General features: G+C 62.6%; 16 protein-coding genes and 1 tRNA gene. 10 read left to right on the top strand and 7 right to left on the bottom strand.

Annotation, left to right across the window (positions count from 1 at the left end; all coding sequences use genetic code 11):
* Nucleotides 1-68 precede the first annotated feature (68 nt).
* Nucleotides 69-1,547 carry an amino acid permease gene (locus tag ACTU46_RS06080; RefSeq protein ID WP_443380338.1) on the bottom strand — a complete coding sequence of 493 codons (1,479 nt, stop codon included), beginning with the start codon at nt 1,545-1,547 and terminating at the stop codon, nt 69-71.
* Nucleotides 1,548-1,606: 59 nt separating this feature from the next.
* Here ACTU46_RS06080 and ACTU46_RS06075 point away from each other — a divergent pair, with 59 nt between their 5' ends.
* Complete coding sequence (locus ACTU46_RS06075) at nt 1,607-2,251, top strand: MazG nucleotide pyrophosphohydrolase domain-containing protein (RefSeq protein ID WP_443380337.1); 645 nt, start codon at nt 1,607-1,609, stop codon at nt 2,249-2,251.
* A 24-nt stretch (nt 2,252-2,275) separates the two neighbouring features.
* Here the strand turns inward: ACTU46_RS06075 and ACTU46_RS06070 are convergent, their stop codons facing one another.
* Together ACTU46_RS06070 and ACTU46_RS06065 are read right to left on the bottom strand one after the other, a co-directional pair.
* Nucleotides 2,276-2,695, bottom strand: a complete 420-nt coding sequence (locus ACTU46_RS06070; protein ID WP_443380336.1) for a hypothetical protein — start codon at nt 2,693-2,695, stop codon at nt 2,276-2,278.
* 186 nt (nt 2,696-2,881) lie between these two features.
* A complete protein-coding gene (locus ACTU46_RS06065) occupies nt 2,882-3,262 on the bottom strand; it encodes a hypothetical protein (RefSeq protein WP_443380335.1) in 381 nt (126 codons plus the stop codon).
* 184 nt (nt 3,263-3,446) lie between these two features.
* Between ACTU46_RS06065 and ACTU46_RS06060 the strand changes: the two genes are divergently transcribed.
* The 6 genes from ACTU46_RS06060 (at nt 3,447) to ACTU46_RS06035 (ending at nt 8,075) form a co-directional block, all read left to right on the top strand.
* A complete protein-coding gene (locus tag ACTU46_RS06060) occupies nt 3,447-4,232 on the top strand; it encodes a lytic transglycosylase domain-containing protein (protein WP_443380334.1) in 786 nt (261 codons plus the stop codon).
* 190 nt (nt 4,233-4,422) lie between these two features.
* Nucleotides 4,423-5,700, top strand: a complete 1,278-nt coding sequence (gene eno, locus ACTU46_RS06055; protein WP_443380333.1) for a phosphopyruvate hydratase — start codon at nt 4,423-4,425, stop codon at nt 5,698-5,700.
* 116 nt (nt 5,701-5,816) lie between these two features.
* A complete protein-coding gene (locus ACTU46_RS06050; RefSeq protein WP_443380332.1) occupies nt 5,817-6,386 on the top strand; it encodes a septum formation initiator family protein in 570 nt (189 codons plus the stop codon).
* A 33-nt stretch (nt 6,387-6,419) separates the two neighbouring features.
* Entirely contained in the window at nt 6,420-6,977 is a 558-nt protein-coding gene (locus ACTU46_RS06045; RefSeq protein WP_443380331.1) for a DUF501 domain-containing protein, read from the top strand.
* Entirely contained in the window at nt 6,974-7,960 is a 987-nt protein-coding gene (locus ACTU46_RS06040; RefSeq protein WP_443380330.1) for a Ppx/GppA phosphatase family protein, read from the top strand. Before ACTU46_RS06045 ends, ACTU46_RS06040 begins: the two co-directional genes overlap by 4 nt.
* 41 nt (nt 7,961-8,001) lie before the next feature.
* A tRNA-Leu gene (locus ACTU46_RS06035) sits at nt 8,002-8,075 on the top strand.
* Between the two features lie 68 nt (nt 8,076-8,143).
* Here the strand turns inward: ACTU46_RS06035 and ACTU46_RS06030 are convergent.
* Nucleotides 8,144-9,769 (bottom strand): dihydroxyacetone kinase family protein, encoded by a 1,626-nt coding sequence (locus ACTU46_RS06030; RefSeq protein ID WP_443380329.1) that lies wholly within the window; start codon nt 9,767-9,769, stop codon nt 8,144-8,146.
* Nucleotides 9,770-9,883: 114 nt separating this feature from the next.
* Here ACTU46_RS06030 and ACTU46_RS06025 point away from each other — a divergent pair, with 114 nt between their 5' ends.
* Nucleotides 9,884-10,696: a Bax inhibitor-1/YccA family protein gene (locus ACTU46_RS06025; protein ID WP_443380328.1), complete on the top strand. Its 813-nt coding sequence runs from the start codon at nt 9,884-9,886 to the stop codon at nt 10,694-10,696.
* A gap of 147 nt (nt 10,697-10,843) precedes the next feature.
* On the opposite strand, the gene ACTU46_RS06020 is transcribed toward ACTU46_RS06025, so the two are convergent.
* The 3 genes from ACTU46_RS06020 to ACTU46_RS06010 all read right to left on the bottom strand — a co-directional run bounded on the left by ACTU46_RS06020 (nt 10,844) and on the right by ACTU46_RS06010 (nt 12,554).
* On the bottom strand, nt 10,844-11,332 hold the full coding sequence (locus tag ACTU46_RS06020) for a hypothetical protein (RefSeq protein WP_443380327.1): 489 nt from the start codon (nt 11,330-11,332) through the stop codon (nt 10,844-10,846).
* A gap of 14 nt (nt 11,333-11,346) precedes the next feature.
* Nucleotides 11,347-11,871: a transcription elongation factor GreA gene (greA, locus tag ACTU46_RS06015; protein ID WP_443380326.1), complete on the bottom strand. Its 525-nt coding sequence runs from the start codon at nt 11,869-11,871 to the stop codon at nt 11,347-11,349.
* A 242-nt stretch (nt 11,872-12,113) separates the two neighbouring features.
* The gene (locus tag ACTU46_RS06010; protein WP_443380325.1) at nt 12,114-12,554 is read right to left on the bottom strand and encodes a DUF4307 domain-containing protein; all 441 of its coding nucleotides are present in this window, start codon (nt 12,552-12,554) and stop codon (nt 12,114-12,116) included.
* Nucleotides 12,555-12,700: 146 nt separating this feature from the next.
* Here ACTU46_RS06010 and mca point away from each other — a divergent pair, with 146 nt between their 5' ends.
* Nucleotides 12,701-13,570 carry a mycothiol conjugate amidase Mca gene (gene mca / locus ACTU46_RS06005; RefSeq protein ID WP_443380324.1) on the top strand — a complete coding sequence of 290 codons (870 nt, stop codon included), beginning with the start codon at nt 12,701-12,703 and terminating at the stop codon, nt 13,568-13,570.
* 64 nt (nt 13,571-13,634) lie between these two features.
* Nucleotides 13,635-13,940, top strand: coding sequence for a hypothetical protein (locus ACTU46_RS06000; protein ID WP_443380323.1), 306 nt, complete (start codon nt 13,635-13,637; stop codon nt 13,938-13,940).
* Nucleotides 13,941-14,123: the final 183 nt, after the last annotated feature.

Raw genomic sequence — 14,123 nt, 5'->3', positions numbered from 1 at the left:
CAGGTGCGCCTGACTTCGGAATGATCAATCAACGTAGGCACCGCCAGGTCCACCACATCCGTGGGCGCTTATAAGCTCAGCATCCCGGTCACCAGCCCCCAGGTGCCCACACCGGCAGCCACTACGATCACCACGACAACACACCATTCGAAGGCGTTGAATACCCGCTCATTCGCCTGAATTCTCGTCAGCACATAGGGAATCAGTCCGGGTACCACCGCCATTGCCCCGAAGAGCACATACTGCGGTTCCGCGGCATAGAAGAGCCACAGTGAATAGATCACAGCCACCAGGCCAACAAGCAGATGCTTTCGGTTGTCCCGCGTCGACACTGTTGGCCCGGAGTCATCAAAGCGTTCGCCGGCATGTGGGTGGCTGACACCGCGGCCCCGGACCGCCAGCAGCACCAGGTAGATCGCGGAGAAGAAGTAGGGGACCAGATAGAGCACCGTGGCTAGCTGCACCATGGAGGTGTAGGCGGTCTCGTTGAGGAAGAAGAGAATCACGGTGACCTGGATGACAATGGTGGAGATCAGCTGTGCCGCCCAAGGGGCGCCAGCTGCGTTCACCGCACCGACCCTGCGGGGCAGGAGCCCGTCGAAGGCCATCAGCGCAATGGGTTCAGCGCAGAGCATCTGCCAGGAAACGTAGGCGCCCAGCACTGACAGGCACAGGCCGATCGAGATCAGTGCACCACCCCAGGGGCCGACCACTGCTTCCAACACCGCAGCCATAGAGTTATCACCCAGTGCGGCCAATTCTGCCTGCGAAAGCACACCGTAGGAGAGCGTCGCAATGGTCACCAGGAGAACCAACACCGTAAGGAAGCCGATGACGGTGGCCCGGCCGACGTCATTGCGGGTGCGGGCCTGCTTAGAGTAGACGCTGGCGCCCTCGATACCGATGAAGACCCAGACAGTGAAGAGCATGGTGCCCTTGAGCTGCTCAAAGACCGACCCGACGGAACCCGAGGAGCCCCAGAAGTCAAAGGTGAATTTATCCCAGGAGAAGCCGAGGAAAGCCACCAGAATGATAAACGCCAGCAGCGGCAGGATCTTGGCGACGGTGGTCACCGTGGTCAGGAAGGCAGCTTGCTTCACCCCGCGAGAGAGCACCGCGAAAATCAGCCAGGTCAACATGGAGACCGCCAGCGCGGACACCAATCGATTCTCCGAGGAGAAGAACGGCACGTAGTAGCCGATGGTAGAGAAGAAGAGGGTGGCGTAGCCGACCTGGGCGATCACTGAGCCAAGCCAGTATCCCCAGGCTGAGGTGAAGCCGATGTAGTCGCCGAGCCCGGCGCGGACATAGGAGTACACACCAGAGTCGAGGTGTGGTTTTCGGCTGGCGAGGATCTGGAAGACGAAGGCCACGGAGAGCATGCCAATGCCGGCGATGACCCAGCCGATCAGCATGGCTCCGGGGGCGGAGACTGAGCCCATGTTCTGGGGCAGTGCGAAGATTCCGGCGCCGATGGTCGATCCCAGAATCAGGGCGACGAGGGTCCACATCGAGACCTTGGGTGTGGTGGATGTGCTGTTGTTCACTCAGAAACCTTAAACCGAGTTGTACCGCGGGGGAAATCCTCGGGCCTAGGATGAAGAACATGACTGTTCTGCTTCTCGACGCCCGCTGGCCCACGATGATTCCGGTCGATGCCCTGGCCGCGCTTTCCGGGCCGATCAGCTATACCGAGGAAGTACCCATCCCGGTGCGCTGGCACCTCGGTGATCTGCTCCAGGAAGGTTCGGGACACGGTGTGTTGGTGAGCACCAACGCCCAGGCCACGGAGGTGCGGGCCCGCGTGGACTCCGGGGAGGTGCTTTTTGCGGCACCGAGTCTGCAGGACCCGGTGGGGGAGGCGGTGTCGGTGATGGAACGCGCCTGTGGGAGAGGGGAGTGGGAGGTGTCCCAGACCCACAGCTCGCTGATTCCCTATCTCCAGGAGGAGACCGCGGAATTCGTCGAGGCGATCAAACACTGGGAGACCGGTACCGCCGGGGAGGAAGAGCTGCTCAGCGAGCTGGGCGATATCCTGCTGCAGGTGCTCTTCCACGCCGAGATCGCTTCTCGACGCGGCGCCTTCACCTTCAACGAGGTCGCGGGCAGCTTCGTGGCAAAGATGCGTTCCCGTTCGCCCTACCTTTTTGACGGCTCCACCGGGCGGATTTCCCAGGAGGAGCAGGATCGCGCCTGGGCGGAAGGCAAACAACGGGAGGCCCGGGAACGCGAAAAGCCCGGTCCGCACTAATAGCGGACCGGGCGGGAAAGAGACTTACTTGGCTTCGGAGGAGAGCAGCTCCAGGAAGGGGAGGGCGTCGTAGAGCTGGGAGCTGCCGAAGGGCAGTTCCGGGTTCTCGGCGACCAGCTCGCAGGCCAGGGCGCGATCGGCGACAGCGCCGGAGTACTGAATCTGCAGGAGGCTGGCACCGGGGAGGTTGCCGACAAGCTGGCCGAAGTTCTGCTGGCTCAGGCCACGGATGTTGGTGGCGAGCTCGCTGTGGGTGGTCTTGTTGTCGGTGTGGTCGGCCTCATAGGCGTTCACGGTCTTCAGGCCGGTGTCCAGCATGTTGCAGTCCAGGTTCGCGATGGCGTTGTCGATGAAGTCATCGGTCTGGGCGGAGGCCGGGGCGGCGAGGGCGGTGACGGCCAGTGCAGAGGCGGCGGTGACGGCGAGGAAACGACGGAGCTTCATGGGAATCCTTCAATCTTGAGAAATAACTGTGGCTTATGTGACAGCAGAGATAATAGTCCACTTTTGGTGCCAAAGTGACTAAAGGGACTTTTCTTTAAGGATTCGGGGGAGTGGCAAGGAGACGGCGCAACCTCAGGTTGCGCCGTCAGCTGTGCCCGCACTTGTCAGCGGATGCCCCCGGGAGGGTCAGGAAGAAAGATGGCTGAACCACTCGCCGGCATCGGAGCTCAGGGAGCTGCCGAAGAGGCCATCTTCCTTGATGAGTCCGCAGTCGAGGGCGGTATCGGCGACCCAGGTGGCGGCATTCTCCTCGCCGACCTGAACCCCGGGCAGGCTGCCGATGAGGTCACCGGTGCGATCTTCGCTCCACTCCGTGTAGTTTTCTTTCAGTTCGGAGTAGGTGGTGGTGAAGGTATCGTGATCGTCCTCGTAGAGGCCCTCAGTGCTCAGAAATGCGTCCAGGGCACTGCACTGCCACGCCGGGGTTTCAGCAGCTGCGGGAGCGGCGAAGACGGCGAGGGACAGGGCGGCAGTGGCACCGGCGGCGGCGAATCGGCGGATATTCATGGAAGTTCTCCTTAGAAGTGGATCGAACCTTTTATCCTGCACGCTAATCGCATTCACCCGTTCGGTCTCAGGAATACTCTTCCAGGCAGGAAAATTTGCCAAAGTTTCTGATTGGTTTAAGTTGCTACTCAGGCTCAAAAACCGAATCGGCCAGCGGCGGGTGTCACCGCTAGAATCGATCCTCATGGGTTCTGGGCTGAAGAAAGCAATGGGTTGTGGCTGTGGAGCGGTTCTTGCCGTCATCATGGTCATCGCTTTCGTGGGGTGGGCGCTGTCCTTTGTCGAGGGGGCCCGCCCGGTCCGGCAGCTCTCGCCGGTGCCCGAGGATGTTCCGCCGCTCGCCGGGGAAGCCGTCCCGCTTATCGACGTCCATGCTCCCGGACGTACCGCCGATAAGCTCACCTTCTGGTCCGAGCCGATTTCGGCGGATACCGGGATCTCCGGGCAGGCGTTGCGTGCCTACGGCAATGCGCAGCTGATCGCGGCGGAGTCCTGGCCGGAGTGCAACCTGAACTGGACCACCCTGGCGGGTATCGGGTACGTCGAGACGCGCCATGGCACCTACTCCGGCAAGCTCTTCGGCGGCAGCAAGATCAGCGACAACGGAGTGGTGGAGCCAGCGATCATCGGCATCCCCCTGGATGGCTCTCCGGGCGTGGCCGAGATTCCGGACACTGATGGCGGTGTTCTGGACGGGGACACCGAGTTCGACCGGGCGGTTGGCCCGATGCAGTTCATTCCGGAGTCCTTCGCCCGTCACGGACGTGATGCCAGCGGGGATGGTGTCGCCGATCCCCACCAGATTGATGATGCCACCCTGTCTGCCGCGAATCTGCTCTGTGCGGGGCGCGATCTCTCCACCCCGGAGGGGTGGACTGAAGCGGTGCGCTCCTACAACATGAGCAATGAATATCTGATCAACGTCCGGGATGCCGCAAATTCCTATGCCCTGAGGCAACCTGCGGTTTAAGTCGCGCGGTGTGGATCACAGTCGGGGGCAGCTATCCCCGAATGTGCGTCCAGATGGGGCAAATCGGCCGACAACCCGGACAGTTTCATGCCACAATGGGCCTGACTACGTGAGGTGGCACCGATAGTGGGTGTGCCCGCGTGACCCATCACCCTGCTGAACATTTTTGAAGTGGCATAGGAGAAACACTGTGGCTGACATCATTCACGTATTCGCTCGCGAGATCATGGACTCCCGCGGCAACCCGACCGTCGAGGCTGAGGTTTTCCTCGATGACGGATCGCACGGCTCCGCAGCCGTTCCCTCGGGTGCGTCCACCGGTGTTCACGAGGCTCATGAGCTGCGTGACGGTGGCGATCGCTACCTGGGCAAGGGGGTGCTGCAGGCCGTTGAGAACATCAACGAAGAGATTTCCGATGAGCTCGCCGGTTTCGAGGCCGATGATCAGCGCATCATCGATCAGGCTCTGATTGAACTCGACGGCACCGAGAATAAGTCCCGCCTGGGCGCAAACGCCCTGCTCGGTGTTTCCATGGCTGTGGCCCGTGCCGCCGCTGATGCCGCCGGCCTGCCGCTGTACCGCTACATCGGTGGCCCGAACGCCCACCTCCTGCCGGTTCCGATGATGAACATCCTCAACGGTGGCGCCCACGCTGATTCCGGCGTCGACGTCCAGGAATTCATGATCGCCCCGATCGGTGCGGAGACCTTCTCGGAGGCACTGCAGCAGGGTGCCGAGGTCTACCATTCCCTCAAGGCAGTTCTGAAGGAGAAGGGACTGTCCACCGGTCTGGGCGATGAGGGCGGTTTCGCTCCTTCCGTCGACTCCACCCGTGCAGCTCTGGATCTGATCCTCGAGGCCATCGAGAAGGCCGGTTATAAGGCTGGCGAGGATATCGCGCTGGCACTGGACGTCGCCTCCTCCGAATTCTTCAAGGATGGCAAGTACCACTTCGAGGGTGGCGAGCTCACCGCTGAAGAGCTCTCCAAGGTCTACGAGGAGCTCGTCAACGAGTACCCGATCGTCTCCATCGAGGACCCGCTGCAGGAGGACGACTGGGAGGGCTACATCGCCCTGACCGCCGCCATCGGCGAGAAGGTTCAGCTGGTCGGCGATGACCTCTTCGTCACGAACCCGGCACGTCTGGCTGATGGTATTGAGAAGAAGGCCGCTAACGCCCTGCTGGTCAAGGTCAACCAGATCGGTACTCTGACCGAGACTTTCGACGCCGTCGAGCTGGCTCACCGCAGCGGCTACCGCACCATGATGTCGCACCGTTCCGGTGAGACCGAGGACACCACCATCGCGGATCTGGCTGTCGCCCTGAACTGTGGCCAGATCAAGACCGGTGCCCCGGCCCGCTCCGAGCGCGTCGCCAAGTACAACCAGCTGCTGCGCATTGAGCAGGAGCTCGGTTCCGGTGCGGTCTACGCTGGCCGCTCCGCTTTCCCGCGCTTTCAGGCCTGATTTTAAGGTCCTGCTTAGCCTCCGGGCTTAATTGCCGCTGAAGCCACAGCGAATTTCCACCCCATCCGAGAGTCCTCGGGTGGGGTGGATTCGTTTCAGGCTAAACTCGGTGACCTATGGCGAAGGATTCACGGAGCTCGAAACGGCGGTCGGTGCCGGTCTCGAGCCGTAAGGCGGCCGGGGCGAACCGGAAGAAAACGACGAAGCAGAAGGCGAAGCTCGGCGCCTTCGAAATCGGCATTCTCGTATCTGTGGCCATTGTCATCCTCATCATCATCGCGGTGCCCTTGAGAAATTATTTCCAACAGCGTTCAGAGATCACCCGCCTGACGGAGTCGATCGCGATGAAACAGTTGGAGAAGGAACGTCTCGAGACCGAGATCGAGGACTACCGCTCAGATGCTTATGTTCAGGAACAGGCCCGCCAGCGGCTCGGCGTGATTGCCGAGGGCGAGACCGCCTACCGCATCATCGATCCGCGGATGGATCAGGATTCCTCGGTCACCAGTGATTCCTCGGAGGATGAGCAGCAGCTCAGCTGGTACGAGATCCTGTGGACCTCGGTCTCTGAGCCGGAGACCCTGACCGGGGATGAGGTGGCTGATGGGGAGATTGACACCCACATGCCGATCGAACCAGGGACGGAGACCAGCCCCGAGAATGCTCCGGAGGCACCCGTCCAGTAACACCATTGGGCCGCGCATGAGATAATGGGGCCTATGAGTGTTTCTGAAACAGATCTCGCGGCCGTAGCCGATCAACTGGGCCGCGAGCCCCGCGGTGTGCTGGATATTTCCTACCGTTCTCCCGACGGCGCACCCGGCGTGGTCAAGACCTCCCCGAAGCTTCCCGATGGTACGCCCTTCCCCACGCTGTATTACCTGACCGACCCGCGACTGACGGCTGAGGCTTCGCGTCTCGAGGTCGCCCATGTGATGAAGTGGATGACCGAGCGTCTCGATGCCAGTGAGGAACTGCGGGCTGACTACCAGAAGGCACATGAGCATTACCTCGCTGAGCGCAACAAGCTTGAGGATCTGGGCACTGACTTCTCCGGCGGCGGTATGCCTGAGCGCGTCAAGTGCCTGCACGTGCTGATTGCTTATGCCTTGGCCGAAGGGCCGGACCACTTCCAGCTGGGCACGGAGGCCGTCGCCCTGGCTGCGGACCACGGGAGGCTGCGCGGCACCGCCATCCCGCAGGACTGGCCGACGATCGGGGAGCTGGGCATTGATCTGGACCAATTCGACTTTTCCAATGCGGAGGTGCCTCGATGACCCGCGTCGCCGCCGTCGACTGCGGCACGAACTCCATCCGTCTGCTGATCTGTGAGATCGACGGCGAGGATGTCAACGAGCTGCACCGCACCATGGAGATCGTTCGTCTGGGCAAAGGCGTGGATGCTGCCGGCGAGCTTGACCCGGCGGCGATTGCCCGTACCCGTGCCGCGCTGACCCGTTTCGTGGAGATCATGGAGTTCGAGGAAGTCTCGGATGTCCGTATGGTGGCCACGTCGGCCACCCGCGATGCCTCTAACCGGGAGGACTTCTTCTCCATGACCGCTGAACTGCTCGGGCGTATTCGCCCCGGTGTGGTGGCGGAGGTCATCTCCGGTGAGGAGGAAGCGATGCTGTCCTTCCGCGGCGCAGTCGCTGACCTCGATCCGGAACTGGGCCCGTTCTGTGTGATCGACCTGGGTGGCGGATCGACGGAGTTCATTGTCGGCAATAGTGAAGGCACCATCCTCGGCAGCCATTCGACACAGCTCGGCTGTGTGCGGGTGACAGAGCGCATCATGCGTTCGGATCCGCCCACCGCGACGGAGATCGAGATCGCTGAGGACTTCATCAGGGAGCAGCTCTCCCGGGTCGAGATCATCGTCCCGATCGCCGATGCCCGGGTCTTCGTCGGCTGCGCCGGCACCTTCACCACGCTCTCGGCACTGGCGCAGGGCCTGGAGATCTACGATCCGGCAGCTATTCACGGCTCAGCCCTGCGTTTCGACGCCCTGAAGGTCCTGACCAAGGAAGTTGTTGCGGAGTCCGCCACGCAGCGTGCCGAGCACCCGGTGATCCACAAGGGACGTGCCGATGTGCTCGGCAGCGGTGCGACCATCGTCCGTGGCATCGTGGAGATGATCGAGCGTAACACCGCGGCGGAGGGCTTCATCATCTCGGAGAAGGACATCCTCGACGGCATCGTCGCCGGCCTGGCGGATAAACTCCAGGGCGCTGACACCGCTGAACTAACGCAGGATTAGAATGTTTAAGGGTCAGCCGCGCATCCGCGTAGCTGACGAGCGCCCCTATAGCCCAATCGGCAGAGGCAGCTGACTTAAAATCAGCACAGTGTGGGTTCGAGTCCCACTGGGGGCACTATTAATTACCAGGTCAGGGCCTATTTTCTCGCCGCGAGGGCCGGATTTCTTGAGAAATCCACGACGCTAGAAATCCTCGAGTGAGCCGGTACCACCGAAGAGCCAGCTGATGGCCACGGCACCTGGATCAACCACACCCTTGGCGGCATCGCCGACATAGGCCGCCCGGCCGCGCCTGCCCCGCATCCCGCGGGTGCTGCGGGTACCTTCGGCGGCCGCGGCAAAGCACTCGGCCAGCAACTTCTCGACGTCGCCCGCACCGACCTCGGCGGCTCGGTCAGCAGCGGGGGAGAGGGCGTCGATAAGCGTGCGGTCGCCGACCTCGGCACCGCCGAGCTCACGCACCGCAGTCAGGGCATTGCGCAGTCCCTGGGGCAGCGGTTCTTTGGCGAGTTCACGGAAGACGGTGCCCAGCACCGCGCCGGAGGTACCGCCCGCGCGGACCAGGAAACGTCGGGAAAGCAGCGCCAGCACCTCGGCATCACTGCCGTGGAGCGGGAGTGAGAGATCGCCCAGGGCGGCGGACATGTTGGCACCGAAGTCGCCGTCGCCGGCGGTGCGGTCGAGTTCCCCGAGTTCCTCGATTGCGCCCTGTACCCGGGCCACAAAATCACTGAGCCACTGGTTTTCCTCGCCCTCGGGCAGGCGTTCCTCGTATCGGATCTGGGCTGGAGTGTGGCTGGCGGGGCGGCCCAGTGTGGGCCAGGCGGGGGCGTCGGTGGGAGCGTCGTAGAGCTCGGTGAGCTCCGGGGTGGTGCGGGAGAGCGTCAGACTGACCCCGGCCATGTTGACGGCGGTGATGAAATCACCGACGAGGCTCCGCACCACCTTCACCCCACGTGCCTCAAGTTCCTCCAACACCTCGCGGAAGATGAGGTTGAGCTCGAGCAGCGTGGTGGCGCCGAGCCCGTTGACCACACAGACCACTTCCTCACCGGGACCCAGCTCGAGGGAAGCGTTGATACGTCCGATCATCTCGGTGACCACGTCCCGGGCGCTGCCGGCTTGCCGACGCCCCACCCCGCGCTCGCCGTGGATGCCCACGCCGACCTCCATCTCCCCGAGCGGAAGATCGAAGGTGGGGCGGGTGGCCGCCGGGAGATGCCCCGGGGCCAGGGCGACCGCCATGCTTCGTGAGTTCGCCGCCACCCAAGTTCCCAACTCAGTGACCTGGTCGAGGCTGTCCCCGCGGGCGGCTGCGGCCCCACAGACCTTCTCCACCAGGATGGTGGCCCCGGTCCCGCGCCGGCCCGGGCCGTTTTCGCCTTCGGTGGCCACATCGTCATCGACCAGCACCTGCCGGGTCTCGACCTCACCGGCCAGTGCCTGGCGGGAGACCCGGAAATTCAGGACATCGCCGGTGTAGTTCTTGACCACCTGTACTACTCCGGCTCCACTGTCCACGTGGCGGGTGGCCTCGGTGAGCTGCACCGCATTGGGCGAGGTGAACATATGGCCCGGGACCGCGGCATCGAGCATCCCGGCACCGATGAACCCGGCGTGCAGGGGCTCATGGCCGGAACCACCACCGGAGATCACCGCCACCTGTCTGCCTGCGGGGGACCGCCGGCTGATAAAGCCGGCTTCAGACCAGCGGGCGTCCGGATGCGCGGCGATCAGACCGCCGAGTGACTCCGCGAGGAAATCAGCGGGATCATTGTGGAAAGTGGGCAGTGGGTTCAGATCTGACATGCCCCCCAGGGTAGGCAGATTTGCCGGAGTCGCGGGTATCGGGAACTTAGGGCACCATAGAAACGTTAGACGAATGTAAGAACTAAAATTGACGAGAAAGGACCGGGGTTAGACGTGCGAAGCAGCAACCCTGTACTGAATTCACTGACAAACTCCGGGGGCCAGGCTCAGCGGGGCGCCATGCAGCAGGGCTACCAGGACCCCTACGCCAGCTACGGCGCTCAGGGGAATCCCAGCGAGCGCCCGATGACTGTCGATGATGTGGTCACCAAGACCGGAATGACTCTCGGTGTCATCGTCGTCTTCGCCCTGATCTCCTTCGGCATCGCCCAGTTCAACCCGGGTGTCGCCCTCATGCTCGGTGCGGTCGGCGCGATCGGTGGTCTGATCACCGTGCTGGTGGCCACCTTCGGCAAGAAGATGGACTCCGCCCCAGTCACCCTGATCTACGCCGGTTTCGAGGGGCTGTTCGTCGGTGCCATCTCCATCGTCTTCTCCGGATGGAGCATCGGCAATGCCGATGCCGGGATGATGATCATCCAGGCGATCCTGGGTACCCTCGGCGTGTTCCTGGGCATGCTCTTCGTCTACAAAACCGGTGCCGTCAAGGTCACCCCGAAGTTCAACCGCATCCTCACTGCCTGCATGGTCGGTGTTCTGGTGCTGGTGGTGGGTAACCTGTTGCTGGCCCTGTTCACCGGTGCCAGCCCGCTGCGTGACGGCGGACCGCTGGCCATCGTCTTCTCCCTGGTCTGCATCGGTCTGGCGGCCATGAGCTTCCTGCAGGACTTTGATGTCGCCGACCGCATGATCCGTGCCGGCGCTCCGGCCAAGTCCGCCTGGGGCATCGCCCTCGGCCTGGCTGTCACACTGGTCTGGCTCTACACCGAGATCCTGCGCCTGCTGAGCTACTTCCAGAGTCGCTAGCATTGCCCTGAAGCTTCACCCACGGGGACCCGTCGCACTCCACCCCAGGAGGCGGCGGGTTTTGCTGTGCCAGCGGGTAAGCGTGCGCAAAAAACCGCGTCCATCCGATGAGGATGAACGCGGTTCTTTAATTGAAGCCCGGGAAAATTACGGAGCTACAAGCTCACCATTGACGGTGAGTTCGGTGAAAACCAGGCCCTGGGCACCTTCGATGGGAGTGGCGAGAATGATCTCGACATCTTCCGCGGTGACAACCTGGCCGGTGACCGGGTTCAGGGTCTCTCTGATTCCGGTGCCGGTGGCCTCCGTTGTACCCCACTCTGCCCACTCAATGGTGGTGAGGGAGTCGGAGTCATCCGCGCAGGACAGTGAGACCGTCTCCGGGGTTTGCGCCGGGGCTGCGACACAGTCGATGAAGGAGGGAGCTCCGGAAGCGACTGCAACGGTGGTGGCCGAGGCGGTACCGGTGGCCGAGGTGCCGGTGGTCGCCGGCGAACTCGATGCCTGGAACTCGGTAGCGGTGTCAACCTTCAGGTCAGAGGCGTTCTGTAGTGAAGGAGAGCATGCGGCGATGGCCAGGCCAGCAAGGGCGGTCATGCCGGCGACAGCGGAGGTGCGGATGAAGGAGGACTTCATTTTCCTGGTTTTCCTTAGTTAGCGGATCGGGGAGTGGCAGCCTTGGCGGAGTCGTAGGGCTCCGCGCTGACGATAGTCACGGTGATGGTGTTGCCGTTCGGGGCGGAGTACTCGCGGGTCTCGCCCTCGCGGGCACCCATCACGGCAACGCCCAGCGGGGACTGCTCGGAGTAGGTCTCGAGGTCCTTGTTCTCCGAGGCAGCGGCGCGGGTACCGATCAGGAAGGTTTCCTTCTCGTCCTTGTTGCCGTTGTAGTAGACGTGGACTACCGAACCGATGACGGCTTCGCCCTCGACGATGCCGGAACGTTCCGTGGTGGCATTGGACAGCACCTCGGAGATCTGCTTGATGCGGGCCTCTTCCTGGTCCTGCATCTCGCGAGCGGCATCGTAGCCGGCGTTCTCCTTGAGGTCACCTTCCTCACGACGCTCGTTGATCTCGGCCGCGACGAGCGGGCGGTGGATAATCAGCTCGTTGAGCTCGGCCTCCAGCTTGGTCTTGGTCTCCGGGGTGATGTACTGCTTTTGCGCATCTGCCATGCGATAAACCTTCCCTGGTTTCGGCGTGGGCCTTGGACCCACAGCCGCCACGTTCGTTGACCACGCCGACCGCTCACACGGATGACGCCCCGATTCGGTGATTCCGCAGTTGCGGATTCCGGCCGGGGCGGATTGTCACCTGGTGACGGATGATCGACGTGGGTGTTTTAAGGGGAATTCTAACACAGAGCGAGGTCAGTCAGTCCCATGAGTACTCGGGGGATCACACCCAGTGGGCTGTCTCAGAGATTAAGGAAGGAAGGGATGGAGGTGGAGCAGCCGTAGACGCTGCCGGACACCGGCACATCCCAGGTGGGGATGAGAACCTCCATGCGCTCCATTCCCTCGCCGCCGGCCGGAAGCAGGATCTCCCGCCGGCCGACCTCGGCCATGCCGTAGTTGATGGCGGTGACGATGCAGTAGGCCGGATCCGAGGGGTTCTCCCGGGTGACATCGACCCAGAGGCGCATGGTGTTGTCATCGACCCGCTCGAAGCTGGCCATTGAGGCGGTCACATCCACCGACTGGCGGTTGTTGATGTAGCGGGCGACAAAGATGACCACGAGGATCAGCATCAGGACGAGCAACACGGCGAGGATCTTCCCGCCGATTCCGGAGGGCTTGGTCGGGTTCCGTTCCGCCCCGTAGCGTGAGGCGGGGCGGTGGATGTCCGGGCTGCTCATTGCTGGTCCTTATGAAAACGAGGTAGGGGTGACTCATCCCTTGGTCTAAGGGTTCATCCTAGCTGACCCTCCGCCGGTGACCGTGAATGGACGGCTAGGATTACGGGATAGAGGATCGACCCCTGTGGACGGAAGGAAGAGTGACTGTGAGCGGACTGCGCCTATTGGCGATTCACGCACACCCCGACGATGAGGCATCGAAGGGGGCGGCGACCATGGCCCGCTATACCGCGGAAGGTCACCGTGCCATGGTGTTGACCTGCACCGGCGGTGAACGCGGTGACATCCTCAACCCGGCTATGGAAAAGCCGGGCGTGCTGGAGAATCTGCCCGCCGTGCGGCGGGAGGAGATGTCCCGGGCGGCAGCTGCGCTTGGGGTGGAGCATGTCTGGCTGGGCCATGAGGACTCCGGCCTGCCGCAGGGTGACCCGTTGCCGCCGCTGCCTGAGGGCTGCTTCGCGCTCCAGGACCCCCGCGATATCGCCCGGGAGATCGTCGGCGTGATCCGGGACTTCAAACCGCACGTCATCATCACCTATGACGAAAACGGTGGTTATCCGCACCCCGATCATCTCATGGTCCATGAGGCCTCGATGATCGCTTGGGAGAAGGCCGGCGAGGAGGGTTTCGCCCCGGACCGTGGTGAGCCCTGGGCCCCGCTCAAGCTCTATTACACCCACGGCTTCATCCGTCAGCGGATGCAGCTCTTCCATGACCTCCTTATCCGGGAGGACAAGCCCAGTCCCTATGCTCCGATGCTGGAACGCTGGGAGCGCAACCGGGCAGATATTATGGCACGGGTGACCACCCAGGTGGAATGTGCGTCCTTCTTTGAGAACCGGGATGAGGCGCTGCGGGCGCATGCCACGCAGATCGACCCGGCCGGTGCGTTTTTTGGGACTCCGGTGGATGTGCAGCGTAAACTGTGGCCAACGGAGGAATTTGAGCTTGCCAAGACTCGGGTGACTACCTCCCTCCCTGAGGATGACCTCTTCGCAGGTATCGATCCGGAGTAGAGATCCGGACCTGAACCTCGGGGCGAATCCCACCGCAGGGTCGACGATTTAGGAAGTGCATGCAGTGATTCTCGAGAGCTTCAACACCCTCAACTACGCCGCCTCCACGGTGCTGTTGGCACAGCAGGAGCGGGGCGGCCCGTTGGGTCCGGAGTTCGGTAAGGCCTCGCCGGTGGGCCTATTGGTCATCGTGGCCCTGTTGGCGGTCATCCTGATCGTTGGATGGCGTTTCCACCGCCGTTTCAGTCGTTATAACCGTCGGCTGCTCTTCGCACAGGAGCACGGTCTGGATGTTTTCGATGAGGCGGCGATGGATCAGGCGATGGCTGAGGCGGGGGTATTGGACCGTCGGAAGAAATCGTGGTTCTAGCGGGATCCCACGGAGACTGTTAGGATCGTCGGCATGTTCGTATGGCGATTTTATTTTAGTGGGGCTCCGGGAGCATGCCTCACCCCTTCGCCTACGCGGAATTAATTTTCAGCGCCAACGCGAACAACGCCCGGAGCCTCAAGCAGCACTCCACCTTCACCGGTGGGAGCGCTGCTTTTTTGT

The sequence above is a fragment of the Corynebacterium sp. A21 genome (genome assembly GCF_052266655.1).
Taxonomy (GTDB): domain Bacteria; phylum Actinomycetota; class Actinomycetes; order Mycobacteriales; family Mycobacteriaceae; genus Corynebacterium.
Note: the sequence above shows the minus strand (reverse complement) of the source record. Positions and strands in the feature narration are given on the sequence as shown.

Excerpts from the sequence above, each read along its gene's own strand:
- ACTU46_RS06075 (WP_443380337.1), top strand. The coding sequence starts at position 1,607 with ATGACTGTTCTGCTTCTCGACGCCCGCTGGCCCACGATGATTCCGGTC.
- ACTU46_RS06070 (WP_443380336.1), bottom strand. The coding sequence starts at position 2,695 with ATGAAGCTCCGTCGTTTCCTCGCCGTCACCGCCGCCTCTGCACTGGCC.
- ACTU46_RS06065 (WP_443380335.1), bottom strand. The coding sequence starts at position 3,262 with ATGAATATCCGCCGATTCGCCGCCGCCGGTGCCACTGCCGCCCTGTCC.
- ACTU46_RS06060 (WP_443380334.1), top strand. The coding sequence starts at position 3,447 with ATGGGTTCTGGGCTGAAGAAAGCAATGGGTTGTGGCTGTGGAGCGGTT.
- ACTU46_RS06050 (WP_443380332.1), top strand. The coding sequence starts at position 5,817 with ATGGCGAAGGATTCACGGAGCTCGAAACGGCGGTCGGTGCCGGTCTCG.
- ACTU46_RS06045 (WP_443380331.1), top strand. The coding sequence starts at position 6,420 with ATGAGTGTTTCTGAAACAGATCTCGCGGCCGTAGCCGATCAACTGGGC.
- ACTU46_RS06040 (WP_443380330.1), top strand. The coding sequence starts at position 6,974 with ATGACCCGCGTCGCCGCCGTCGACTGCGGCACGAACTCCATCCGTCTG.
- ACTU46_RS06030 (WP_443380329.1), bottom strand. The coding sequence starts at position 9,769 with ATGTCAGATCTGAACCCACTGCCCACTTTCCACAATGATCCCGCTGAT.
- ACTU46_RS06020 (WP_443380327.1), bottom strand. The coding sequence starts at position 11,332 with ATGAAGTCCTCCTTCATCCGCACCTCCGCTGTCGCCGGCATGACCGCC.
- greA (WP_443380326.1), bottom strand. The coding sequence starts at position 11,871 with ATGGCAGATGCGCAAAAGCAGTACATCACCCCGGAGACCAAGACCAAG.
- ACTU46_RS06010 (WP_443380325.1), bottom strand. The coding sequence starts at position 12,554 with ATGAGCAGCCCGGACATCCACCGCCCCGCCTCACGCTACGGGGCGGAA.